The following is a 24,734-nucleotide window of genomic DNA, read 5'->3' as shown; positions in this document are numbered from 1 at the left end:
TTCGTCCTCCCTTTTGTCGTTGGTCTTCTTGTGTCGTTGGTCTTGCTGCGACGTCAGATCACCTTTCGTTGGGTGAGCCGTTCAATCTCCTGGTCCGACAGGCCAAGCCAGTCCCGGAAGACCTCGTCATTGTCCTGGCCGACGTCACCTGCGGCGTGACGCATTCGCGTCGGATCGACGCTGAAGCGAGGAACGACGTTGGCCATGGCAACCGTGCCGAAATCGCGGTCGGCTACGCGGGTGATCACCTCGCGCGCCTTCACTTGCGGATCGTCGGCGATCTGGTCGATCGAATAGATCGGCGCGAGCGTTCCCTGCGCGGCATTGAACCTTGCGAGGACCTCGTCGAGGGGATGGGCGGCGCACCAGCCGGCGAAGATGTCGTTGAGCTCGGAAGCGTGCTTGACGCGGCGGTCGTTGGTGGCGAAACGCGGGTCCTCGATGAGGTCGGGCCGCTCGATCGCCCGGCAGTTCGCCGCAAACAGTGCGTTGGTCGAGCCTGCGAGCGTCACCCAGTGACCGTCGCTCGTGCGAAACACGGCGGCCGGCGCCGAATAGCCGTTGGCGTTGCCGATCCGCTCTCGAACGGCGCCGAGCTGATCGTGCTCGATGGCGAGAACGTCGAGCAGACGGAAAGTGGCTTCAGTCAGCGAAAGATCGATCTCCTCGCCGGGGGCATTGGGGTCTCGTGCCCGTTTCCACAGCGCCGCGAGCACGCCGACGGCGCCGAACAGGCCGCCGATCGAATCTCCGATCGGGTATCCGGGATGGGTCGGCTCGCCGTCGCTCTCGCCCGTGATGTAGGTGAGCCCGCCCATGGCCTCGAAGATGCGGGCAAAGCCGGGCCGCTCGCGATAGGGGCCATCCTGCCCGAAGGCGGTGGCGCGCAGGATCACCAGGCGCGGCTGGATCGACCACAGCACCTCCTTGGGCAAGCCCCAGCGATCCAGCGTTCCCGGACGGAAATTCTCGATCAGCACGTCGAAGCGCGGAAGCAGCTGCTTGAACAGCGCAAGTCCTTCCTGCGTGCGCAGATCGAGCGTGGCGAACTTCTTGTTGCGATTGGCCGCTTTCCACCACAGCGGCTTGCCGTCCTTGAACGGCGGAAACGACCGTACGCCGTCGCCTTGGCCCGGCATCTCGATCTTGAGCACCTCGGCGCCGTAATCGGCCAGCAGCGTTGCGGCAAAGGGCGCTGCGATGATGGTCGCGATGTCGAGAACCTTCAATCCTTCGAGCGGTCCAGCCATGTCACGCCCCGGTCCTTGCGATCTTCTTGGTCTTGCGCGGCGGCGCGAGCTCAGCCTGCCCGACGATGGCGCGGATGCTGTCGGCGAGCGCGGCGATGCGCGGACCGATCTCGGCTTCCAGCTGGCCCGGCTGGAGGCGGAATGCCGGGATGCCGCAATTGATCGAGAACGACTGCTTGGATTCGCCGGCGTGAAACAGCGGCGCCGCGACGGCATGGATCGAGGCCATGTACTCGCCCCAGCAGGTGCAGAAGCCGCGGCTTCTGCATTGCGCGATCCCGGCGCGGTACTTGTCGCGAAAGGCCGACCATAGCTCGGCGTCTTCGGCCGCGATGTTCCGCTCGAGCCGGTCGGCGTCGGCCGCCGGCAGGGTTGCCGCCGCGGCGCGTCCCATCGCGGTCAGCACCACGGGAATCGGCATGCCGATGTCGGGCACGTGCGGTCCGACGTCGCCGGAGCGCGCGGTCTCGACATAGATCATCGAGGTGGCGTCGAGCAGGCCGATCGAGACCGTGCCGCGGACGCTGAGCGCCAGCTCCTGCATCATCGGCCGCGCAACCTGGCGGAACTGCATCCCGGCGAGCAGAGGATGCGCGATCCGCAGCGCCCGCGCACCGACGCGGTACTTGGCCCGCTCGGCGTCGTAGCGGAGGTAGCCGAGCTCGGCCAGCGTGTGGGTGAGCCGCGCCACCGTCGGCCGCGGGATGCCCGTCAGCGTCGACAGCTCCATGTTGCCCAGCAACGTGCTCCCGGCCCTGAAGGCTTCGAGCACGACCAGCCCTTTGGCCAGCGTCGTGGCGAAGGCGGCGTCATCGGCGCTCTCCGCCAGCACGGCGGCGGCGGAGGAGAGCAGGTGTCGCGGCTTGGATGAGTCTGTTGGCGCCATGACCTAACTATCAGACGGGGCGATGAGTGCTGTCCAATAGATTCGACGATCCCCACAAAATTGTCCGATATGTGGACAGGCGCGTAGACCCGGGCATTCCGCTGGAAAGCGCGCGCGACAGAGCCAGCGCACAGATTTTTGTCGTGATTGCACGCCGTCTTGTGACAGGATTATTACGACGACATGTCAGATCGATTATTTGCGGAGCGGCTCATGTTGCAGTGGCAGGCGCGGTCAAATCCCCTTGCGTGGTGGTGGGGATCTCTCACGCTTGTGAGCGGCGCCAATATCCTCGTCTGGTTTTTGCTGTACCGCGAGTTCTACCCGACGCCGTCGGGCAATCTCAGCGGCGGCTCGGACGTCGGGCTGATGTTCCTGCTCTGCGCCGGCTATGTGTTCGGCTGCGCGTTCCGCTCGTTCCTGCCGCGCGCCGACGTGCAGCGCATCTGCCTGTTCGACACCTGGCTGTCGAGCGTCGTGGTCGGCCGGACGGTCGCGACCGTGGCCGAGCTCTGCTTCGTGGCGCAATGGGCCATCATCCTGCATCAGCTCGGCAAGATGACCGGCGCGGAGACCGCGGTGAACATCGCGCTCGTGATCGTGCCGATCATCATCATCGCGGAATGCTTTTCCTGGTACGCGGTGGTGACGACCAACTTTCTCTACAACGCGATCGAGAACTCGCTGTGGGCGGTGACCTTCTTCCTCGCCGGCATCGCGCTATGCCGCCTGATGCCGGAATTCCAGGGCGTGGTGCGCTGGGCGCTGATGTCAGGCATCGTCGGCATCGCCTGCTTCCTCGCCTTCCTCGTCACCGTCGACGTGCCGATGTATCTCAGCCGCTGGCGGGCAGGGCACGCCGAGGGCAACACGTTCCTCGGCTTCATCGAGGGACTGCATGACGTCTCGACACGCTGGGTGGTGACCCACGACATCGCGCATTGGAAGGGCGAGCTGACCTGGATGTTCCTGTATTTCAGCGCCGCGGTGTGGTCGAGCCTCGCGCTCTGCGCGCTCTATGCGATGCAGGGCTATCTGGCGCTCTATCTGGCCTAGCACGAGCTGGTCGTCGGCTATTCGGGCAACCCGGCATTCCTCATACCTTCGATGAATCTCTGCATATGTTCGGGCCGGTGGAGGAATATCTGCTCGTGTAGATTTGATAGCTGCAAGGTGGGTTGCAGTGCGCGTAGCCGCGTCATCGCCTGTCGTGTCAGGCGGTCACGGCCGGCAAAGGCATGGCTCATCGCCGAAACGCGCAGTGCAACGGGCCAGTCCGGCCGCATCTGCAACGCGCGGTCGGACCATGTGGAAGACTGGTCAAGGTCGCCAAGAAGGAAATAGGCGAAGGCCATGGCGCTGTAGGCCAGATGCATCAGCGGGTCGAGTGGACTGAGGCGCATGGCGTTGTGCAGGTGCTCGATCGCCACCTCGCATTCTCCCGCATAGACACGGATCCAGCCGCTGCGCTGCCAGGCGACGGCCAGGTTCGGGTTCAATCGCAGGGCATGATCGATCAGAGCAATCCCAGCCTTGATGTCGCCGACGACGTGAGCCAGCGCATGTGCGCTCCAGGCGAGCGCGACGGCATCCGCCCGGCCAAGGTCGGCGGCCAGTCGTGCAAGCCGATTGGTCTCGGCCGTCTCGGCAGCGCGATCGACCACCCAGCCATTCGACTTGCGCATGAGAAAGCAGCCCGCGGCGAGCGCATGCGGTCTTGCAAATGCCGGATCGAGTTCAATCGCGCGATAGAATCGCCTTAGCGCGGCATCGTGACCGGCTCTGGTCCAGTCGTGCCAACCGGCCATGCCGCGCAGGAAGCAATCATAGGCGCTCAGGCTTTCCGTTGGTTTACGTTTGGCGCGCTCGATTTCGGCTTGTTCCAACCTGGGAGCGATCGCGCCCACCACGCTGTGCGCCATCTGATCCTGCAGCTCGAAAATATCTTCGAGCGAACTTTCGAACCGATCTGCCCAGATGTGCTTTCCGCTTTCGGCATCGATCAACTGGCCGGTGATCCGCACGCGCTTCTCCGCCTTGCGCACACTGCCTTCCAGCGCATAGCGGACGCCGAGGTCCCGCCTCACGGCCCGGACGTCGACCGCCTGTCCCTTGTAGGTGAAGCTCGTGTTGCGCGCGATGACGAACAGCTCGGAGAATCGAGACAGCTCGGTGGTGATGTCCTCGACAATTCCATCGGTGAAATAGTCCTGCAGCGGATCGCCACTCAGATTTGCAAACGGCAGAACGACGATCGAGGGGTGCTCCTGCGAGGTGAGGCTCGGCGTAACCCCGGCCAGGACGGTCTTCGACGTTCCTTCCTCGTGAACCTCGCCGACGAAGCGAAATCCCTTGCGGGGAAGCGTCTTGATCAACCGTTGTTCCTCGCCACTGTCGCCAATCGCCTTCCGGGCGCCATTCAGCCGCGTCGTCAGCGCTGACTCTGAAACGATGCGTCCGCCCCAGATACTGGCGATGAGATCGTCCTTGCTAATGACACGCTCGCGATGGCGGATCAGAAAGGAGAGGATATCGAAGACTTGCGGTGCAAGGTTTACCAGCTTGCCGCCATGCCGAAGCTCCCGGCGGTCGGTGTCCAGCGCATATTTTTCGAACCGGTACAGCAACTTGCACTCCAGCACAGGCAGGACCGTGCTCGTCAAATGAAGGCCAAGGTAAGGATAAAGTAAGCCATTCGCAAAGCGGGAATGCCGAGAGCCTGGCATGATTATCGCGACACTGTTGCAGCAAAAAGGGCATAGCTCATGACCATTGCGCGCCGCAGACTGCTTCAACTCGCCGCGGGGATTGCCGCTCTACCAGTCCTGGCATCGACCGCGCTCGCAGAGGCGTATCCGACGCGGCCGATCCGCTTGATCGTGCCGCAAGCCGCCGGAGGCGCCGCCGACATCAGCGCACGGCTCATCGGCCACTGGTTGTCGGAGCGTCTCGGCCAGCCCTGCACCGTCGAAAACCGACCGGGCGCGGGCGGCAATATCGGGACCGAGGCGGTGGTGACGTCGGCGGCGGACGGCCACACCCTCCTGCTGGCCGGATCGTTCAACGCCATCAATGCGACTCTCTATGAGAAGCTCAGCTTCAACTTCGTCCGAGATATAGCGCCGGTCGGCGGCATCATGAGCAATCCGCTCGTTATGGCGGTGCATGCGTCCATTCCGGCCGGCACCGTGTCCGAGCTGATTGCCTACGCCAAGGTCAATTCCGGCAAGCTGAATTTCGGGTCTGCGGGCATTGGCAGCCCGCAGCACATGGCGGGTGAGTTGTTCAAGATGATGACCGGGATCGACCTGGTGCATGTGCGCTATCGCGGCTCGGCACAGATGCTGTCCGACCTTCTGCGAGGCGAAATTCAGCTGGCATTCGACCCGATCTTCTCATCGCTCGAACACGTCAAGTCCGGCAAGCTGCGCGCACTGGCGGTAACGACCGCGACCAGGTCTTCGGCGCTGCCTGACATCCCCACCGTCGCAGAGACCGTGCCGGGCTACGAGTCGGTCGGCTGGGTCGGCATCGGAGTGCCCCGGCACACGCCGATTCAGATTGTCGAGCGGCTCAACGCCGAGATCAACGCGGGTCTGGCGGATGCTGCCATCAAGGCCCGGCTGACGGGCCTCGGCGGGGCGCCGCTACAGGGCTCCCCGGCCGAGTTCGGCAAGCTCATCGCCGAGCAGACCGAACGCTGGGGGGACGTGATCCGCACCGCGCAGATCAAACCGGAATAATCCCGCGCTGCCGGAGACCACCATGTCCGTGAGGTTCGACGAGTTCATTACGACGCGGGAGCGTTTGCGCGAGGTCTGCAATTCTCCGAGTTATCGTGCCAGCAACAAGGTCATCGACCACGTCGACGAGATATGCCGCCAGTTCATTGCGGCGAGCCCCTTCGTGATCGTGGGGTCGCGTGGGGCCGATGGACGGATCGACGTCTCACCCAAGGGCGATCCGGCCGGTTTTGTCGCGGTTCTCGATGAGAGGACGCTCGCGATTCCAGATCGACTGGGAAACAATCGCCTCGACACATTTGAGAACCTGCTCGTGCATCCCGAGATCGGACTGATGTTCATGATCCCCGGCCACGGCGACACGTTGCGCATCAGCGGGATCGGAAGGATCGTCCGCGATTGCGCGCTGCAAGAGCGCTTTGCCGTCGATGGCAAGCCACCGAATCTGATCCTGGTGATCGAAGTCGGCGAGGTGTTTCTCCATTGTCCGAAGTGCGTGTTCCGTTCAAGGCTTTGGAGCCCGGAGCATTGGCCCGATCGATCAAGCCTGCCGTCGCTGGCCCATGCGATCGTGACACACGCCAAATCGGGCGAAACGGAAGCGGACGTTCAAGCGGTCATCGATCATGGCATCGCCAATCTCTACTGAACGCGATTGAAGGCGCCTCGATCAGCTTCCGCTTGGATTACCTTGGAAGGACGCAGCTTGTGGCCGCTTCGTACCTTCCGAACCCGCATCCGCGGTGCAATCGGCCCTTGATTTCGGCGCGTGCGGCATTTCCCGCGAGCGCGAGTGGCGTGGTCAGGCCGGCTCGGCGATCACCGTGTTGCGCAAGATTCCGATGCCGGAAATCTCGACCTCGACAATGTCGCCCGGGCGCATCCACAAGGGCGGCGTGCGCCTGGCACCGACGCCGCCGGGCGTGCCCGTCACGATGACGTCGCCGGGGTCGAGCGGGCAGATCGTGGAGATGTAGGCGATCAGCTCGGGGATGGCGGTGATCAGGAGATCGGTGGTGGTGTCCTGCACCACGGTGCCGTTGAGGCGCGTCTGCAAGCTGAGCTTTGACGGATCGGGAATCTCGTCGGCCGTCACCAGCCACGGACCGAAGCTGCCGCTGTCGGCAAAGGTCTTGCCGGACAGGAACTGGCTGGTGTGGCGCTGCCAGTCGCGGACGCTGCCTTCATTGTAGCAGGAATAGCCGGCAACGTGCCCGAGCGCGCGGTCAGTGGGGATGTGGCGGCCTTGCTTGCCGATGACCAGCGCGAGCTCGCCTTCATAGTCGAAATCGTCGCTGACCTTCGGCTTCACGATCGGCCGGAGATGGCCGACCTGGCTACAGGCAAAGCGCGCGAAGAGCGCCGGCTTCTCGGTGACGGTACGGCCCGTCTCCACGACGTGGTCCCGATAATTGAGGCCGACGCAGATGATCTTGCCGGGATCGGGGACGACAGGGAGGAAGGTGATGCGCTCGAGCGGATGATCGGGCGCCGTGGACGCGACCAGCTTTGCCGCCTCGGCCACGCCGCCGGTTTCGAGCAATTGCCGCAGCGTCGTGCAGCCCTTCATCCGCGCGCCGAGATCGACAACGCCATTGTCCTTGACGGCGCCGAACGAGGTGCGGCCGTCAGCGATGAAAGAAAGCAGCTTCATGAGATCATCCCTGGGAAAATGTTGAGTCAGGCCGCGGACGGCACGCAGGTTAGAGGCTGGACGGCGGCGATCAACTGGTCAAGCTCGGCTTCGTTGCGGGCGGTACCGCGCACATAGCGGTCGGGGCGTACGAGCGCGGCGATGATGTCCTGCTTGCGCAGCCAGTCGCCGATGGCCGGCGCGTCATCGCCAGTCAGGATCTTGAGTCCTGCCTGGGCAAGCGCCGGGCGTGCGGAGAGGGCGGCCGCGTTTGCGACCAACAGCACGTGGCCGTAGCCGACCTGGTCGTCGCTGCGGCTGCCGTCCCGCAGCTCGAACTGCGGCGCCAGATCTCCGGCGAGAGGCACCTCGCGCGGTGCCAGCCCGGGGCCGAGCTTGGGCTTCTTCACCTCGAGCTTCACCGGCGCGTTCTCGCGCGGCTCGCCCGCAGCCAGGCCCGCTTCGATCGCCTTGGTGTTGATCAATCCGCCGAGGCGAATGGCGAGCTCGATGAATTCGCGCACATGCGGCAGGCGCTCGCTCTGATAGGTGTCGAGCAGTTCGGACCCGGCGCCGCCCCGGATGACGGCGTCGAGCTTCCAGGCGAGGTTCGCGGCATCACGGATGCCGGCGCACATCCCCTGGCCGAGGAAGGGCGGGGTCTGGTGTGCGGAATCGCCCGCGAGCAGCAAGCGTCCATTCCGCCATTGCTGGGCAATCGCGGAATGAAAGGTGTAGACCGCAGCGCGCTCGATCTCGGCATCGTCGGGCGTGATCCAGCGCGACAGCAGGTTCCAGACCTTTGCAGTCTGCACGACCTCCTGGGAATCCTCGTCCGGCAGGATCGTGATCTCCCAGCGCCGCCGCACGCCGGTGCCGCGCACATAGGTCGCGGGGCGCGCGGGATCGCAATGCTGGAGGCTGTAGTCGCCGAGATCGTCGCGCGCGCGCTTGAGCAGCACGTCGATCACCAGCCAGCGCTCGTGGAAACCGAGATCGTGCATGCCGGAGCCGATGAAGCGGCGGACCAGCGAGCGGGCGCCGTCACAGCCGATCACATAGGCTGCGTGGACTTCCTTGAGTTCTCCAGTTGAGAGGTCTTCATAGCGGACGCGCACGCCGCGCTCGTCCTGATCGAGCGCGAACACGTCGCAGCGATTACGCAAGGCGACGTGTGGCCAGCGGCAGAGGCCGCCGATCAGGACATCCTCCAGATCGGGCTGGTGGAAGCGGTAGCTGAGATGCCAGCCCATCGGGGTAAGCGTCTGCGGACGGGACCAGTCCAGCAGCATGCGGCCGTCGGCGTCGAGAAACAGCATCCCCGGGCTCAGGATCACGTGCGGTAAGATGGCGTCGGCCAGGCCGATGCTCTGGAACACGCGCATGCATTCGTCGTCGAAATGCACCGCGCGCGGCAAATGATAGGTCCGCGCCTCGCGCTCCAGCACCAGCGTGCGTATGCCGCACAGGCCGAGCAGATTGGCGAGCGTGGCGCCGACCGGGCCGCGGCCGACGATCACGACGTCAAAGTCTTCGGGGGTGGAGCTATCTTGCATGGCTTATCTCTTCCCCGAGCTGCGCCGCAGCATCAACGCCGCCGGCCGAAGTGTCCGCCCAGCGGACGCCGGTCCCACCTTCTCCCTCTGTCCACCAGCCGGACAATTCGACGATCGGGCTAAGCACTTCAGGCTCGGTGTGGCTAAGGAGGGTCAGTGCAACAGCAATAAAGTGCAGGCTGCCCGCGAGGCGGCCGCCGGGAGGAGATGGCGATGCTGCGATCGATATTGGGCGTGTGCCTTGCAGTGCAACTCTGGACCGCGCCGGGTTTCGCTGCCGATATCAACGTCGGGATCATCCTCTCGGCAACCGGACCGGCGGCAGCGATCGGCAATGCCGAGCGGAACGGCACGGCTTTCGGCCCGACCGAGATCGCCGGCAGGAAGGTCAACTATCTCTTCCTTGACGAAGCCTCGGATAGCACCGCTGCGGTCAGCGCGCTGCGCAAGCTCTACCAGGAGAGCAAGATCGACATCCTGGTCGGGCCGACCTCGACGCCCGGCTCGTTTGCCGTGATCGACCCGGCGGTCGAATACAAGCTTCCGGTGATCACGCTTGCGCCCGTCAATGCCTTGGTGGCCCCGGTCGATGCCAGGCGGCGCTGGATATTCAAGACCACGACCAATGACGATCACGAAGCCGCGCCGCTGTTTGCGAACATGAAGAAGACCGGCGTCAAAAGGCTCGCGCTGATCGGCTTTGCCGATTCCTATGGCGATGCCTGGAGCAAGGTGAGCGCCGACATGTCCGCGGCCGCCGGGGTCGAGCTCGTCGCCAACGAGAAATACGCCCGAACGGATACCACGGTCGTCGGGCAGATCCTCAAGATCATCGCAGCCCGGCCGGATGCGGTTCTGATTGCGGCCTCGGGCGCACCGGCGGCCCTTCCGCTGCTGCAATTGCGGGAAAAGGGATATGAGGGGCAGATCTACGGCACCCTCGGTGCCACATTCGGCGATTTCCGCAAACTGACCGGCACGCAAGGCGACGGCATTTTCGTGCCCCTGAGCCCGGCCGTGGGCGCTGCGTCTTTCCCGGACGATTATCCCGCCAAGAAGGCGGCGCTCGAATTCATCCAGCGCTACGAGGCCAAGTTTGGACCCGGCAGCCGCAACATCTTTGCCGGTTCTGCCTACGACGCGTTGATCCTGATCGAGCAGGCGGTGCCCGCGGCATTGAAGATGGGAGAGCCGGGAACCGCAGAATTTCGGGAAGGTCTGCGCAGCGCCATCGAGGGGCTGAAGGGCGTCGCGGGATCACGCGGCGTCTACAATTACGGGCCGAACGACCACACCGGACTGGACCCGAGCGCGCTGAGGCTGGGCAAGCTCGACAAGGGCGAATGGATTGCAGTGCGCTGAGCAGCAGAACGGAGCGGGGTCATGACTGTCGCGGAATGTCCGGTCTATGACGTCGATCTCTACGCCGACGACGTCCTGCGCCAACCCTATCAGCACTATCGCGCGCTGCGCGATCTGGGGGCCACCGTCTGGCTCCCGCGCAACGGGCTCTACGCGGTCGGCCGTTTCGAGGACGTCCGCGCAGCCTTGCGCAACCCCAGCCTGTTCTCCTCGGCCCAGGGCGTTGCCGCCAACGATCATGTCAACGAGATGTCGCGAGGCACGACGCTCGCGAGCGATGCGCCGTTGCACGATCGCTTGCGGGCAATCATCGCCGCTCCCTTGCTGCCGAGAGCGCTGGAGCAGATCGGACCCGAGATCCGGGCGGAGGCGCGGCGACTCGTCGAGGATCTCGTGAGCCGGGGGCGGTTCGACGCCGTGACGGATCTGGCGCAGCATCTGCCGCTGACCATCGTATCCAAGCTCGTGGGTCTGGAGGAGTATGGGCGCGGCAGCATGCTGCGATGGGCGTCAGCGACGTTCAACGTGCTCGGTGCGATGAATGATCGCGCCTGCGCGGCCATGGCCGATGTGCAGGAGATGCGTCATTATCTCGGCGGTTCCGCCGTCCGCGAGCGCCTGCGGGCAGGCAGCTGGGGCGACAGGATCTTCGCGGCCGCGGACCGTGGCGAGATCGAGCCCGAGCGTTGCCCGGTCCTGATGCGCGATTATCTGGGGCCGAGCCTCGACACGACGATCTTCGCCACGGCGAACCTGATCCTGTTGTTCGGCAAATATCCCGATCAATGGGATCTTGTGCGGCAGGATCCCGCCTTGATTCCGGGCGCGATCAACGAAGCATTGCGCCTGGAATCTCCGATACGGGGATTCACCCGCCATCTGACCGATGACGCGACGATCGGGGACGTTACCCTCCCGAAGGCAAGTCGCGTGCTGCTGCTCTATGCATCGGCCAATCGCGACGAGCGGAAGTGGCAGGATCCGGAGCGGTTTGATGTGCGTCGCCGTGCCAGCGATCATCTCGGGTTCGGCAATGGCACCCACATGTGCGCGGGCCTGCATCTGGCCCGGTTGGAGATGACCGCGCTTCTCGAAGTTCTGGTCGAGAAGGTCCGGCACTTCGATATTGGCGAGCCTGTGCTGGCGCTCAACAACGTGTTGCGGGGCCTGGCATCCTTGCCGGTGCGGGTGAGCTAGGCGCCGACCGGGATCGCCTCGGAGGTATCGCGCATCGGGCCGACAAACTGCGCAATCGCGTCCTCGATCGCCAATGCCGAGCGAATCCAGATGATGGAGATGCAGCCGAACACCGCGCCGCCCCGCACGATCGGCACGGCGATCGACGCGGTCTTCGCATTGTACTCTCCCTCGCTGCGGATGGCGTAGCCGCGCGATTGCGTCTCGGCAATCATGCGGGCGAGCCGACCTGTCTCGAGGAAGGGGCGGTCGTCCGCCTCGTCGATGCGGCGCAGGTGATTGAGGATCAGCTCGCGCTCGTGGTCGGGGCAGGCGGCGAGATAGGCGCGGCCGGCCGAGGTGCGCAGCATCGGCAGCCGCTTGCCGATCATGCCGCGGTCGATCGAGAGCGGGCTGCGCGCGTGAGTGGTCTCCTGCACGACCATCGCGGCATTCTCATACGTGGAGAGATCGACCGGCCAGACCAGGGTCTTGCTGAGCTCGGCGAGATAGGGCGCCGCCGCCTGGCAGATCACCACGCCGGGATCGTAGCCGTCGCCGAGGCTCAGCGCCCGCCGGGTCACGCGAAACCGGTCGTCGCTGGCGCTGCGGGCGATGTAGCCGAGTTCCTCCAGAGTTTCGAGCAGGCGATAGACGGTGGGGCGGGGCAGGTCGAGCGCGCGGGCGACATCGCCGGCACGGATGCCGCCGGAGCGGTTGACCTCCCGCAGCACGTCGAGCCCGCGCTTGAAGGCGCGGACGCCTTCCGACTGCCGCGGCGCTCTCGGCCCCGTCCGCTCCTTGGACACTTCGCATTTCCTCCCTTGTGGTGCACGGTCCCGCGATTATCGTTGCGAGCGCGAAGCGATTGCGGAGCGCCACGTTAAGATCGTGCGCGGCCGGTATCAAGTTCGCCGCATGGCGGCACACGCGATGCCTTCGGGAGGACTTTCGATGGAAATCACCGCGCTCGGCTACATCGGAATCAAGTCGTCACAGCTCGACCAGTGGGGCCGGATGGCGACGGAGCTGCTCGGCATGCAGCAGGTCGACCGCGGCGGCAAGATGCGCGCCTTCCGGATGGACGACCGCAAGCAGCGGCTGATCGTCGACGGCAGCAGCGATGCCGGGCTTGCTGTGATGGGGTGGGAAGTTCCGTCAAGCGCGGAGCTCGACCGCCTCGCCGGCCGGCTGGAAAGCCACGGCGTGAAGGTGACGCCCGGAGCGCGCGCGCTTGCCGATGAGCGGCATGTCACCGAGCTGATCTCGTTCGCCGATCCGGCGGGCAATCGGCTCGAGGCCTTCTGCAAGCCCGAGCTTGCGAGCGAGCCCTTCACGCCGGGCCGGCCGATCTCGGGCTTTCGCACCGGCGCGCTGGGCATGGGGCACGTCGTGCTCAATGTGGAGGATGTCGAGCTGCTGTTGCCGTTCTACCGCGACGTGCTCGGCTTTCACGTCTCCGATTACGGCTTGAAGCCTTACGGGCTGTACTTCTTCCACGTCAACGGCCGCCACCATAGCTTTGCGATGGTCGGCTCCGGGCGCAAAGCGATGCATCATTTCATGGTCGAGCTCGGCAGCCTCGACGACGTCGGCCAGGGCTACGATCTGGCGCAGCTGGACGAGGGGCGTGTGGCCTACACGCTGGGCCGGCATACGAATGATCACATGACGTCGTTCTACGTGAACACGCCCTCCGGCTTCTTCATCGAATATGGCTGGGGCGCTCGCGTGATTGATCCCGAGACCTGGCAGCCGCACGAGACCTTCGACGGGCCGTCGCTGTGGGGCCATGAGCGGCTCCATATGCCGGAAGAACAGCGCAAGCGATTGCGCGACATGCGGCTGGATGCAGCCGCGCGCGGCGTGCGTGTCGCCGATCCGCGCGTGCCGCCGCTGAACTGCGCGTGGCTGGACCAGGTGGTCGCGCGCGAATGATCGTGGCCGCGTGCGACGCCTGAACGTCAGGTCTCGCCAAGATCGGGCTCGGTCAGCAGGCCCTGGCGCAAGGCGAGTCGGACCAGCTCGATGTCGGAGCCGACGCCGAGCTTGTCCTTGATCAGCGAATGCAGGTTGGCCACCGTCTTGGGGCTGACGTGGAGCGTGCCGGCGATCTCGTCCGTCGTCTTCTCGGCGAGCAGCAGCCGCAGCACCTCGAACTCGCGCGCGGTGAGGACGTCGGCGGCCGAGCTTTCGCCGCCGAGCCGGCTCAGTGCGAGCTCGTGGTCGATGTCGGGACTGATGGCGATCTTGCCGGCGAGCACGTCCATCACGGCGCGCACCAGCGTTTCCGGCGGGCTGGTCTTGGTGACGTAGCCCCTGGCACCGGCGCGGATCGCCTGCACGGCGAAGCCCGCATTCTGGTGCATGGTGAAGATGAGGATCCTGGCGCCCTTGTCCCATTGCCTGATCCGCCGGACGGCCTCGATGCCGCCGATGCCGGGCATGCTGAGATCCATGATGACGAGATCGGGCGACTCGGATTTGTACAGCCGGTAGGCCTCGGCGCCATCGGCCGCCTCGGCGATGACGCGCAGGCCCGGCTGCTTCTGGAGCACGGAACGATAACCCTCGCGGACGACGGAATGGTCGTCGACCAGCAGGATCGACGCATCGGCCACGCTCATGCCGCGTGCTCCAGCACCTGCGGTCCGGTGGCGGCGAGCGGAATGACGACGCGCAGCGCCGAGCCGCCGTTGGGGCCGACCTCAAAGCTCATCCGGCCGCGCAAGGCCGCCACGCGCTCGCGCATGCCGAGCAGGCCCATGCCTGATTTGCTCGAGGCATCGCCGGGCCGGCCGTCGTCGTCGATCGCCAGTGCGATCTCCTCTCCGGCCATTGTCAAATGGACGCCGACCTTGGTGGCGCCGGCATGCTTGGCGGCGTTCGTGAGCGCCTCCTGCACGATGCGATAGAGATTGGCGCTGATCGCGGCGGGCAGGGTCTCGAACGCGCCGTCGAACTGGATCGTGAAGCGCGTCTCGCCGCGGCTGCGGCCGTTCCAGCCGGCGACGAGGCCTTCCAGGCTCGCCACGAGGCCGAGCTCCTCGACGTCGGGCGGCCGCAGCCGGAACAGCGCGCCACGCAGCGTCTCCATCATGCCGGTCGCGGTGCGCGCGATGCCGTCGCATTCCGACAGCAAAGCCGGGCAGTCCTGCGTCGCGGTGTGGCGGGCAGAGGAGGCCAGCGCGCGGATGGCGGCCAGCGACTGACCGAACTCGTCGTGCAGCTCGCGGGCGAGATGGCGGCGCTCATCGTCCTGCAGCGCGATCAGCTTGCGGGTCAGCTCGTTGCGTTCGGCCAGCGCGGTGTCGAGGCTTTCGGCGAGATGGTTGAAGCCGTCGCGGATCGCGGACAGCTCGGCGAGATCGAACGGCGGCAGCCGCGCCGTGAGGTCGTTGGCCGCGATCCGGTCGAGGCCGGTGCAGATCAGGCGAGTCGGGCGCAGCGCGCGCGCCAGCGCGGCGTAGACCAGGAGGCACAACAGCGGCAGCGCGATCGCAAGCGCGATCGTCAGACGGCCGGCGTCATGCCAGGCCTCCGCCGTCCGCACCGCCGGATCGACCGACACCACGATCTCGCCGAGCCTGGCGCCGCGCACCATCACGGGCCGTGCCGCCTCGCGGCCCGGATCGAACAGGCTGCGATAGAAGGCCGCGAAGGCCTGCGGCGGCGGGCTCTCCGGGGCCGGCGCACCGCTGCAGAACCGCTGGAGCATCTCGCCGCTCGCACCGCGGAATGCCAGGCACAGGCCGGGTGTCATCACATAAGCCGCGACGGGGTCAAGGTTGGGAAAGTCCGAGCGCGCACCCGCCACCCATTGGATTTTGCCTTGCTGCAGCTCCAGCGACTTCGCCACGATCGCGGCGACGCTGTCGATGCGGGCATGGGCGTCGCGGTCGGCGGCGATCAGGAAATAGGCGGAGATGACGGCGAAGCAGGCCGCGGTGATGGCGGCCACGCGCAACGTCAGACGGACCTTGAGATCGAATCTCGGGCGGTTCCACATCGGGGCACCTTGCGCGAACGGTTTGTCGCCTCGGCATTAAACGGCAGAACGCCGCCCGCGGAAAGCGCCGGGCGCTACCGCAGTGCAACGTCGTGAAATTTTCCCGGGCCTCGCCGGGACGGTCCCCGTTGCAGGGGCTCGGGCTGGCCGCCGAGATTTCCCGATCGCGCCAATCTGCGAGGCTCCGCTCATGCACGTCTCCCGCTCGATGCTTGCTGCCGTTCTCCTCTTCGTCCTGCCCCATGCTCCTGCTGCGGCCGAGGCCGCCATTGGCGTTGCCATGGAGGATTTCAGCTATACTGACACGTCGGGCGAGCCGACCAACCAGATTGCGGCCCACGAACGGCGGCTCCAGGCGTTCATGGCCGCGCTCAGGCGGGATATCGGCGCGGGTGGGCGCTATCGGCTGGTGCCGTCCGCCCAGGACGGCGCCGCGTTCAAGGTCATCGGCGGCATCCAGAAGACGAGCACGCTGGTGCAATGGGCCAAGGTCGCGGTGATCGACGTCGGCGCCAAGAGGCTGGTGATGGACAAGCTCTACAGCTTCCGCGGCGACAATGATGAAGCCTGGGAGCGCGCCGAGATCTTCGTCTCGCGCGAGGTCATGGCTGCGCTGGCAAGCCCTGCGCCGGTCGCGCTGGCGGTGTTCGAGTTCGAGCTGGAGGATACGACCGCAGCTTCGGTGGGCGCGTCAGCTGCCTCGGACGCATCGCACCTCGCGGAGGTCACCGGCGCGGTGCGCGAGGCGCTCGGCCAATCCGGCCGTTACCGCATCGTCGATGTCGGCCGGGAGGCGGCGACGGCGGGCGGCTTGCGCGATTGCGGCGGCTGCGAGGCGGCAATGGCGAAGAAGCTCGGCGCGGATCAATCGCTCATCGGCGTGGTGCGGCGGGTCAGCCGCACCGAATACACGCTCGGCTTCCAGTTGCGCGACGCCGGCACCGGCGCGGTGCTGGCCCGCGGCGACAGCGGCCTGCGCCTCGGCGCGGATTATTCCTGGAAACGCGGCGCGGTTCGGCTGGTCAGCGACCGGCTGATCGACAGCCAGCAGGCTGCCGAAGGGATTAGAAAGTAAGCTGCACCTTCATCGATCGCGAGCGGTCGCTGGCGAGCTCAAAGGCGGCGACCGCGCTCTCGAACGGCATGGTGGCCGTGATCAGCGGCTTGACGTCGATCAGGCCTTCGCCCATCAGGCGCACCGCCAGCTCGAACTCGGGGTCGAAGCGGAAAGTGCCGCGCAGCTGCAATTCCTTGGCGACGATCGAGTTGATCGGCAGCGTCATCTCGCCGCCGAGGCCGAGCTGCACCAGCGTGGCGCCCGGCCTGAGCACGTCGAGCGCGGTGCGGAGCGCCGCCTGGTTGCCGGAGGCTTCGAACAGCGTGTCGAACACGCCCTTGCCGGCGCGCCAGGGATCGAACGCGGTGGCATCGGCCGCGACGTTGATGGCGTGACTGGCGCCGAGCTTTCGCGCAACTGCAAGCGGCGCCTCGGCGACGTCGGTCACCACGATCTCGGCCGCGCCGCCGAAGCGCGACACCAGGATCATCAACGCGCCGATCGGGCCGCAGCCCGTGATCAGCACGCGCTTGCCGAGCAGGGGGCCGGCCTGCTTGCCGGCATGAAGGCACACTGCCAGCGGCTCGGCGACCGCAGCCTCCGCGAGCGAGAGCTTGTCCGCGATCGGTACGGCTTGCGCGGCGTCGACCGTGATGAACTCGCGGAAACCGCCTTGCACGTGAGGAAAACGCATCGCGCTGCCGAGGAAGCGCATGTCGAGGCATTGGTTGCGCATGCCCTCCTGGCAATGCAGGCACTGCCCGCACGGTCTGCTCGGATTGACCGCAACGCGCGTGCCCGGCTTCACGCCGGTGACGCCGTCACCGACGGCGGCGACGACGCCGGCGATCTCATGCCCCAGCGCCATCGGTTGCTGGATGCGGACGACGCCGAAGCCGCCGTGATGGTAGCAATGCAAATCGGAGCCGCAGATGCCGCCATTGGCGATCTTGACGCGGACTTCGCCGGGGCCGGGCGCCGGATCGGGATAATTGTCGATCCGCAGGTCTTTCGGGGCGTGAATGACGACGGCGCGCATGGTTGCTTCCTTGTTCGCGATTACATCGCGGCGATCATGCCGCCATCGACATAGATGATCTGGCCGTTGACGTAGGTGGAGGCGTCCGACGCCAGGAAGATCGCGGCCCCCACCAGCTCGTCCGGCCTGCCCCAGCGCTTGGAGGGGATGCGGCCCATTAGCCAATTGTTGAAGTCGGGATTGTTGACCAGCGCCTCGTTCATGTCGGTCAGCATGTAGCCGGGGCCGATCGCGTTGGCCTGGATGCCGTGCTGGGCCCATTCCACCGCCATCGAGCGGGTCAGGTTCCTGATGCCGCCCTTGGCCGCGGTGTAGGGCGCGATGGTGGGGCGGGCGAGCTCGCTGCCGAGCGAGCCGATATTGATGATCTTGCCGTGCTTGCGCGGGATCATGCGCTTGGCCGCCTCGCGGCCGATCACGAAAGCGCTGGTGAGGTTGGTCTCGATCACCTTGCGCCATTCGTCGGTGGTGAACTCGACCAGCGGCTTGCGGTGCTGGATGCCGGCATTGTTGACGAGGATGTCGACCGCGATGCCTTGCCTGTCGAAGTCGTTGAACGCGGCGAGGATGGCGGGCTCGTCGGTGACGTTGAACGCGGCGCCTTCGGCCTGATGGCCGGCGGCACGGAATTCGGCGACGGCCTGCTCGACTCGCTTGGGGTCGACGCCGTTGATGATGATCCTGGCGCCGGCCTTGGCCATGCCCTCGGCGATGGCGCGGCCGAGACCGCGGGACGAGCCGGTCACGAGCGCGGTGCGGCCGGAGAGATCGAACAGGGAGGTGCTCATGTCGAGAGGTCCTTAGACGTTGGAGCGGCGCTCGGTGAGATCGGAGCGGTCGAATACGGCGGGCAGAAGGTCGACACCGAGGCCGGGACCTTCCATCGGGTAGACGAAACCGTCCCTGATGTCGGGCATCGTGGTGACGAGCTCATTGTACCAGCCCTTGTAGAAGGCGCGCACCGATTCCTGGATCAGCGTGTTGGGCTGGCTGAACGACATGTGGATAGCGGCGATGAAGCCGATCGGGCCGATGCAATCGTGCGGCGCAAAGGGCCGGTAATAGGTCTCGGCCATGGCGGCGATCTTTCGGCCTTCGGTGAGGCCGCCGGTCCAGCACAGATCGGCCATCACCACGTGCATGGCGTCGCGGTCGAGCATGTCCTTGTAGGGGAAGCGCTAGCCCAGCGTCTCGCTGGCGCAGACCCAGGCCGGCGACTACGGACCCAGGAAGACCGGATCGATTCCCGTGCCATGGCCGAGCAGGCCGATCGCCTGAAGCTGGGCGGAGTGGAGGTCGATCTCCACGATGGCGAACAGGGTGAACAACACCAATGCGGAGATGACCAGTAGGGGGTGGGCGGTCTCGGCGCCGCTCTCGCTCGATGCGGTGAAGCTCCGGATCGCGCGGCGCAGATAGGAGCTCCGCGGCAACGCCTTCGATTGGATCGGCATGATAAACCTTCCTTGCCGCGCGATATCCCTCTGATTTGCGCGACGCTGGATTCTTAGCCACGGTGTCGCCGGCGGCATTGACGCACCGCAAATAGCTGCGCTTCTTTTCGAAAGCTTCGTCCAGCCCGTCTTACCTGATGGCCGCCGCCAAGGCGGCGATCAACGCGGGCGGCGTCACCAGGAGGCCGAGCTTGAGAAACGGCCAGGCGCCGACCTCGATCTTTTCCCGGCGGAGGGCGACCAGCCAGAGGATGGTGGCGAGCGACCCCGTCACCGACAGGTTGGGGCCGAGGTCGACGCCGATCAGGATGGCGCTGACCACAGGTGCGGGCAAATGATCGCTGGCGGCGACCGAGCCGGCGACGAGGCCGACCGGCAGGTTGTTGGCGATGTTGTCGGCGAGCGCGGTGGCGATGCCGACGCTCCAGGCCGCCTGCGGGACCGATTGCGCCACCGCTTGGTGCAGCAATGCGCTGAGCTGCGCGATCACACCGGTCCTGATCAGCGCCTCCACCATGACGAAGAGCCCGCCGACCAGCGGCAGCACGCTCCAGGACACGCCCCGCAGCACCGGCAAGGGCGACTGCCGGCTGAGCAGCAGCACGATCGCGGCCGTCACGCCGCCGCAGATGAAGGTCGGCAGGCCCAGTTGCCTGTCCAGCGCCGACGCCGTGACCAGCACGACTCCGATCGCAGCGATGCCGACGGCCGTCAGCTTGCCGCCGCGGCCGAGCTTGGGATGCGGCACGCTGCGGGCGATCGTCTCCTCCTTCAGCGCGCGGTGCTGGGTGAGGCGCAGCACGACGTAGGTCAGCAGGATCGAGGCCGCCGAGGGCAGGGCGAACAGGCGCAGCCATTCGGTCAGCGGCGGCATGCGCGCGCCGAACACGACGAGATTGGCCGGGTTGGAGATCGGCAGCACGAAGCTTGCGGCATTGGCGATGAAGGCGCAGACGAACAGATAGGGCAGCGGCTTTGCGCCGGCCGCGCGCGTCGCGGCATAGACGGCGGGCGTCAGCACGATCGCGGTGGCGTCGTTGGAGAGCAGCACCGTCACCAGCGTGCCGACGAGATAGATCAGCAGGAACAAGCGCTGCGGCGAGCCGGCCGCATATTCCACCGCGAGCGCAGCGAGATAGTCGAACAGGCCCTCGAGCCGCGCCAGCTCGGCGATCAACATCATGCCGATCAGGAAGAGGTAGACGTCGATGCCTTTCTCGATACCGGTGAGCGCGTCCTGCCATGGCAGCAGGCCGAGCAGCACCAGCGCGCTCGCGCCGATCACGGCCCAGACCGCCTCGGGCAGGCGAAACGGGCGGATGATGACGCAAGCGGTCGCGACGACGATGATGCTCCAGGCCCAGATGGCGTCAGACGGCACGGTTCAGTTCTCGAATGAGGATGGATTCATTCGGCAGCGATAACCGATGCGGGCGCCGCTGTCTTCCCCCGCGGGCGCGGATCGCCGTCGCCGCTTTGCCGCGTCTCGGGCAAGGCGAGGAGGCAGATCACGGCGCCGATCGCCGCCACGGCACCGAGCGTGATGAATGCTGCGCTGTAACCGGCGCCGACCACGACGAGGCCCGCCAGCGTCGTCGACAGCGCCGCGCCAACGCTCTGGGCCGTGATGACGGCGCCCTGTGCGACGTTGAAGCGGCCGGTGTTTCGCATGAGGTCGGCGACGATGACGGGAAATATTGCCCCGAAAATGCCGGCGCCGACGCCATCCAGCAGCTGCACGCCGACCAGCCAGAATGGATTGTCGGAGAGCGTATAGAGCGCACCACGGATCGGCAGGATCAACAATGCGGCAAGGAAGAACCGCTTGTGCCCCCAGCGGTCGGCCCGTGCGCCAACCAGCATCGCGAACGGCACCATCACCACTTGCGCCGCAACGATGCACGCCGACATCAGGCTGGTGCCGAGGTTCTTGTCCTGGAGCGCGAGCTTTTGCCCGACCAGCGGCAGCATCGCCGCGTTGGAGAGGTGAAACAGGACGACGCAGACCGCGAAGATGAGCAGCGGGCGGCAGGTCAGGAGCACGCCAAGGCCCGAGGGTTGCTCGGGTGCGCTGTTGATACGAGACTGGTGCAGTCCGCGCGCCAGATCGTGGTCGATGGCCCGTTCGGGGATCGCCAGGAGGCTGACGAGGCTCGCGATCGCCATGGCGCCGAGAAGGTAGAACACGACGGTCGGTCCGAACCAGTAGGCGGAGAGGCCGGCGATGCCGGCCGCGACCGCGTTGCCGGCATGGTTGAAGGTCTCGTTGCGGCCGATGCGCCGGGTAAACGCGGCATGCCCGAAGATGCCGAGTGAGACGGCGGCGATCGCCGGCGGGAAGACCACGGCGGCGGCTTGCGCGATGCCTTGCGAGATCATCACCGGCAGGAGGCTGGGGAACAACGGCAGCGAGAGCGAGGCGAGCGTCACCAGAATTGCAGCGGCCGCCATCACCGGCCGCTTCGCCCGTGTGGCGTCGACCAGTGCGCCGGCCGGCGTCTGCGCGACGATGCCGGCGAGCGTTGCGATCGACATCACGAGGCCGATGCGAGCCTCGTTCCAATGCTGCTCGGTGAGAAGATTGACCGCGAGATAGGGGCCGAGCCCGTCGCGGACGTCGGCGAGGAAGAAATTGGCCGCATCCAGCGCGCGGCCGGCGCGCCTCGCCTCGTCGGGATTCTCGCTGGACATCGGTTTCTCGATCGTCGTTGTGTGGATCGCGACCCGCCAAACACTCAGCTGTCGTCCCGGACAAGCGCAAGCGCAGATCCGGGATCCATAGTCACAGGATGAAGTTGGGTGAAGATTGTCGGCTACCAGCTCACGCGACAACGTCCGTCTGGGAGTATGGGTCCCGGATCGGCGCGCGCATTTTGCGCGCTTGTACGGGACGACGGCGCGTTCTTGGTTCACATTCACCGCGCAACGGATAGCTTCTCCGTGATCGCCTTGCGCAGGATGCGCGACAGCGATTCGACCGAATACGGCTTCTGGATCAGTTCGAAACCGCGATGGGCGTTTTCGGCGAGCACGTTGCTGTAGCCGGAGGTGAGCACCACGGGCAGGCCGGGATAGCGCTCGCGGATGATGCCGGCGAGCTCGACGCCGTTCATGCCGGGCATGATGACGTCGGAGAAGACGAGGTCGACGGCGAATTCGTTCTCGCCGAGGATGGCGAGGGCCGCGTTGGCGTTGGCGACGCGGCGGACGACATAGCCGAGATCTTCCAGCAGCTCGGTCGAGAACTGGCCGACATCGTCATTGTCCTCGACCACGAGCACGCGGTAGCCGCGCCCGGTGGTCGCGGCCTCATGGGTCAGCGCCGCGGCTTCCTTCTCGGCGACAGGGCGGTGGGCCTGCGGCAGGTAGATGGTGAAGGTCGCGCCCTTGCCTTGCGTGCTCGTCACCGCGATGTCGCCCTCGGACTGCTTCGCGAAGCCGAAGGCTTGGCTGAGGCCGAGGCCGGTGCCCTTGCCGACCTCCTTGGTGGTGAAGAACGGCTCGAAGATCGATTCGAGATGCTCCGGCGCGATGCCGCTGCCGGTGTCGGCAACGGAGATGGCGACGTAGTCGCCGCTGCGCGCAGACTGTGCGCGCAAGCCGGGGATGCCAGCGACCTTGCGCACGGCGATGGTGAGACGGCCTTCGCCGTCCATGGCGTCGCGGGCGTTGATGGCGAGGTTGATCAGCGCGGTCTCGAACTGGGCGATATCGGCGACGGTGAAGCAGTCGGCGTCGTCGATCTCCACCGCGATGTCGATCCGGCCGCCGACCAGCGGCCGGACCAGTTGCGCGACGGCCTCGACCTGGGTGCCGACGTTGAAGATCTGGGGTTTCAGCGGCTGCCGGCGCGCGAATGCCAGCAGCTGCGCGGTCAGCTTGGAGGCGCGTTCCACCGTCTCGGAGATGGCATCGACATAGCGGCGGCGGCGCTCTTCCGGCAGCTCGCGGCGGCGCAGGAAATCGGTGGCCGAGCGGATGATGGTGAGGAGGTTGTTGAAGTCGTGCGCGACGCCGCCGGTGAGCTGGCCGATCGCCTCCATCTTCTGGGACTGCCGCAAGGCTTCCTCGCCGCGGCGGCGCTCGGTGATGTCGACGGCCTCGGGCACCGCGCCGGTGATCTTGCCGTGACGGTCGAGCACGGGGCGCATGCCGAAGTCGAAATCGCGCTCGCCGATGGGAAGGCGCAGGCGCATCTCGAGCCGCACCGCTTCGCCTTTGAGCACGGCGTGGAAAGCCTCGCGCACGGCGGCGCTCATGCCGTCGGTGCCGGTGAACCACGGCGTGTCCCAGAACGGCTTTCCGATCACGTCCGCAGCGCTCGCCCTGATGCCGTCGAGCGCGGTGCGGTTGGCATAGAGCAATTCGCCCTCGAGGTTGACCAGGCCCTGATATTGGTTGCTGGTGGCGAGGATGGCGCGGAGCCGGGACTCGTTGGACTCGAGCTCGGCAGTGCGCTCGGCGATGCGCTGTTCCAGCGTCTCGTTGAGTTGTCGCAGCTCGATCTCGGCCTGCTTGGCGACGGTGATGTCGTGGGCCACGCCGATGAAGCCGATATGCTTGCCGGTGGGGTCCCAGCGCGGCTGCGATTCCGAGCGCAGCCAGCGCCATTCGCCGCTGGCGTTCCTGTAGCGCGCTTCCAGCACGAAGGGCTTGAGCGACGCTTCGCCCTGGACGGATTGCTGCAGCACGTGCGGCAGGTCGTCGGGATGCAGCACCTTGCGCCAGTCGAAGTCGATGGCTTGGTCGTAGGGCAGGCCGACGAAGTCGACATAGGCCTGGTTGGCGAAGGAGCGCTTGCGGTCGAGCTTGGTCACCCAGATCGGCACCGGTGCGCTGTCGGCGATCAGGCGGAAGCGCTCCTCGCTCTCGCGCAGGGTCTCGCGGGCGAGCATCTGGTCGGTGATGTCGATATGGGCGCCGACGAGGCGGAGGGCGCGGCCATCCTTGTCGCGTTCGATCTTGGCGACGACCCGAATCCAGCGGGTCTCGCCGTCATTGGGGCGGATGATGCGGTATTCCGCGGTGTAATCTTCGCTGGTGCCGGCGAGTGAATCGATGAAGTGCTTGACGGCGGCGTCGCGGTCGTCGGGATGGAGACGATTGACCCAATCCTCGTGCGACTCCTCGGCCGCTTCCGGCGGCAGGCCGTGGATGATCAGATACTCGGGTGAACGGCGATTCTTGAAACCCTCGCGGAAGTCGACCTCGACGCCCCCGACCTTGCCGATGCGCTGGATGCGCGCCAGCTCCGCCTCGCGCTCCTGGAGCGCGCGATAGGCGTTGTCGCGCTCGCGCGCGACGTCTTCGAGGTGTTGGCGCAGCCTTTCGGCGGCGATGGTCTCGGGCAAAGGATCGTTCAAGGCATCGGCCGTTGTCATGCGGGAGCGCACGTGCCGGACCGATCTTCACACAGACGGCGCGTGATGGCCATTGCCTACGAGGGAGCGCGTCGCGGGAAAATGTGACTTGTGCGGAACGGAAAGACTACGTCATGCCAATGCCCGGCCTGGCATTTTGTTCCAGAGACTGGAACGATCAGGCGGCGGACGCGTCGTCGCGAGGCGCA

General features: G+C 66.0%; 21 protein-coding genes and 1 pseudogene. 7 read left to right on the top strand and 15 right to left on the bottom strand.

The annotated features are described in order from the left end of the window. Window positions 1–53: 53 nt before the first annotated feature. Both WI560_RS18300 and WI560_RS18295 read right to left on the bottom strand, forming a co-directional pair. Window positions 54–1,250: a CaiB/BaiF CoA transferase family protein gene (locus WI560_RS18300; RefSeq protein WP_375304299.1), complete on the bottom strand. Its 1,197-nt coding sequence runs from the start codon at window positions 1,248–1,250 to the stop codon at window positions 54–56. Between the two features lies 1 nt (window position 1,251). Beyond that, window positions 1,252–2,136, bottom strand: coding sequence for an IclR family transcriptional regulator (locus tag WI560_RS18295; protein ID WP_375304298.1), 885 nt, complete (start codon window positions 2,134–2,136; stop codon window positions 1,252–1,254). A gap of 213 nt (window positions 2,137–2,349) precedes the next feature. Between WI560_RS18295 and WI560_RS18290 the strand changes: the two genes are divergently transcribed. Further along, the gene (locus tag WI560_RS18290) at window positions 2,350–3,192 is read left to right on the top strand and encodes a hypothetical protein (protein WP_375304297.1); all 843 of its coding nucleotides are present in this window, start codon (window positions 2,350–2,352) and stop codon (window positions 3,190–3,192) included. A gap of 17 nt (window positions 3,193–3,209) precedes the next feature. Here the strand turns inward: WI560_RS18290 and WI560_RS18285 are convergent, their stop codons facing one another. Continuing rightward, window positions 3,210–4,763, bottom strand: coding sequence for a winged helix-turn-helix domain-containing protein (locus tag WI560_RS18285; RefSeq protein WP_375304296.1), 1,554 nt, complete (start codon window positions 4,761–4,763; stop codon window positions 3,210–3,212). 138 nt (window positions 4,764–4,901) lie between these two features. Here WI560_RS18285 and WI560_RS18280 point away from each other — a divergent pair, with 138 nt between their 5' ends. Both WI560_RS18280 and WI560_RS18275 read left to right on the top strand, forming a co-directional pair. Beyond that, window positions 4,902–5,879 (top strand): Bug family tripartite tricarboxylate transporter substrate binding protein, encoded by a 978-nt coding sequence (locus WI560_RS18280; RefSeq protein WP_375304295.1) that lies wholly within the window; start codon window positions 4,902–4,904, stop codon window positions 5,877–5,879. 22 nt (window positions 5,880–5,901) lie between these two features. After that, window positions 5,902–6,528: an MSMEG_1061 family FMN-dependent PPOX-type flavoprotein gene (locus WI560_RS18275; RefSeq protein ID WP_375304294.1), complete on the top strand. Its 627-nt coding sequence runs from the start codon at window positions 5,902–5,904 to the stop codon at window positions 6,526–6,528. 153 nt (window positions 6,529–6,681) lie between these two features. Here WI560_RS18275 and WI560_RS18270 read toward each other — a convergent pair whose 3' ends face one another. Next, entirely contained in the window at window positions 6,682–7,533 is an 852-nt protein-coding gene (locus WI560_RS18270; protein ID WP_375304293.1) for a fumarylacetoacetate hydrolase family protein, read from the bottom strand. Window positions 7,534–7,559: 26 nt separating this feature from the next. After that, the gene (locus WI560_RS18265; RefSeq protein ID WP_375304292.1) at window positions 7,560–9,068 is read right to left on the bottom strand and encodes a bifunctional 3-(3-hydroxy-phenyl)propionate/3-hydroxycinnamic acid hydroxylase; all 1,509 of its coding nucleotides are present in this window, start codon (window positions 9,066–9,068) and stop codon (window positions 7,560–7,562) included. Window positions 9,069–9,281: 213 nt separating this feature from the next. On the opposite strand from WI560_RS18265, the gene WI560_RS18260 reads away from it, so the two are divergent. Further along, window positions 9,282–10,430, top strand: coding sequence for an ABC transporter substrate-binding protein (locus WI560_RS18260; protein WP_375304291.1), 1,149 nt, complete (start codon window positions 9,282–9,284; stop codon window positions 10,428–10,430). A gap of 186 nt (window positions 10,431–10,616) precedes the next feature. Continuing rightward, window positions 10,617–11,627: a cytochrome P450 gene (locus WI560_RS18255; protein ID WP_375304290.1), complete on the top strand. Its 1,011-nt coding sequence runs from the start codon at window positions 10,617–10,619 to the stop codon at window positions 11,625–11,627. Here the strand turns inward: WI560_RS18255 and WI560_RS18250 are convergent. After that, a complete protein-coding gene (locus WI560_RS18250; RefSeq protein ID WP_375304289.1) occupies window positions 11,624–12,415 on the bottom strand; it encodes a DNA-binding transcriptional regulator in 792 nt (263 codons plus the stop codon). The two genes, WI560_RS18255 and WI560_RS18250, sit on opposite strands and share 4 nt — an antisense overlap. A 145-nt stretch (window positions 12,416–12,560) precedes the next feature. Between WI560_RS18250 and WI560_RS18245 the strand changes: the two genes are divergently transcribed. Further along, on the top strand, window positions 12,561–13,544 hold the full coding sequence (locus tag WI560_RS18245; RefSeq protein ID WP_375304288.1) for a VOC family protein: 984 nt from the start codon (window positions 12,561–12,563) through the stop codon (window positions 13,542–13,544). A gap of 26 nt (window positions 13,545–13,570) precedes the next feature. Here the strand turns inward: WI560_RS18245 and WI560_RS18240 are convergent, their stop codons facing one another. Both WI560_RS18240 and WI560_RS18235 read right to left on the bottom strand, forming a co-directional pair. Then, window positions 13,571–14,233: a response regulator gene (locus tag WI560_RS18240; protein WP_375304287.1), complete on the bottom strand. Its 663-nt coding sequence runs from the start codon at window positions 14,231–14,233 to the stop codon at window positions 13,571–13,573. Further along, entirely contained in the window at window positions 14,230–15,615 is a 1,386-nt protein-coding gene (locus WI560_RS18235; protein ID WP_375304286.1) for a histidine kinase, read from the bottom strand. The genes WI560_RS18240 and WI560_RS18235 overlap by 4 nt, the downstream gene beginning before the upstream one ends. 190 nt (window positions 15,616–15,805) lie before the next feature. Between WI560_RS18235 and WI560_RS18230 the strand changes: the two genes are divergently transcribed. Next, window positions 15,806–16,690, top strand: a complete 885-nt coding sequence (locus WI560_RS18230; RefSeq protein WP_375304285.1) for a DUF2380 domain-containing protein — start codon at window positions 15,806–15,808, stop codon at window positions 16,688–16,690. Here the strand turns inward: WI560_RS18230 and WI560_RS18225 are convergent. The 7 genes and pseudogenes from WI560_RS18225 to WI560_RS18195 all read right to left on the bottom strand — a co-directional run bounded on the left by WI560_RS18225 (window position 16,680) and on the right by WI560_RS18195 (window position 24,558). Continuing rightward, a complete protein-coding gene (locus WI560_RS18225) occupies window positions 16,680–17,711 on the bottom strand; it encodes an L-idonate 5-dehydrogenase (RefSeq protein WP_375304284.1) in 1,032 nt (343 codons plus the stop codon). The genes WI560_RS18230 and WI560_RS18225 overlap by 11 nt on opposite strands. Window positions 17,712–17,731: 20 nt before the next feature. Further along, window positions 17,732–18,499, bottom strand: coding sequence for a glucose 1-dehydrogenase (locus WI560_RS18220; protein ID WP_375304283.1), 768 nt, complete (start codon window positions 18,497–18,499; stop codon window positions 17,732–17,734). Window positions 18,500–18,511: 12 nt separating this feature from the next. Beyond that, window positions 18,512–18,919, bottom strand: a pseudogene (locus WI560_RS18215) (enolase C-terminal domain-like protein); the annotation flags it as partial. Between the two features lie 9 nt (window positions 18,920–18,928). Beyond that, the gene (locus WI560_RS18210; protein WP_375304282.1) at window positions 18,929–19,165 is read right to left on the bottom strand and encodes a hypothetical protein; all 237 of its coding nucleotides are present in this window, start codon (window positions 19,163–19,165) and stop codon (window positions 18,929–18,931) included. Between the two features lie 130 nt (window positions 19,166–19,295). Continuing rightward, window positions 19,296–20,546, bottom strand: coding sequence for an arsenic transporter (locus WI560_RS18205; protein ID WP_375304281.1), 1,251 nt, complete (start codon window positions 20,544–20,546; stop codon window positions 19,296–19,298). A gap of 26 nt (window positions 20,547–20,572) precedes the next feature. Further along, window positions 20,573–21,856 (bottom strand): MFS transporter, encoded by a 1,284-nt coding sequence (locus WI560_RS18200; protein WP_375304280.1) that lies wholly within the window; start codon window positions 21,854–21,856, stop codon window positions 20,573–20,575. 224 nt (window positions 21,857–22,080) lie between these two features. Further along, window positions 22,081–24,558 carry a PAS domain S-box protein gene (locus WI560_RS18195; RefSeq protein WP_375304279.1) on the bottom strand — a complete coding sequence of 826 codons (2,478 nt, stop codon included), beginning with the start codon at window positions 24,556–24,558 and terminating at the stop codon, window positions 22,081–22,083. Between the last annotated feature and the right edge of the window lie 176 nt (window positions 24,559–24,734).

This window comes from Bradyrhizobium sp. A11, assembly GCF_042077125.1.
Taxonomy (GTDB): Bacteria; Pseudomonadota; Alphaproteobacteria; order Rhizobiales; family Xanthobacteraceae; genus Bradyrhizobium; species Bradyrhizobium japonicum_B.
Note: the sequence above shows the minus strand (reverse complement) of the source record. Positions and strands in the feature narration are given on the sequence as shown.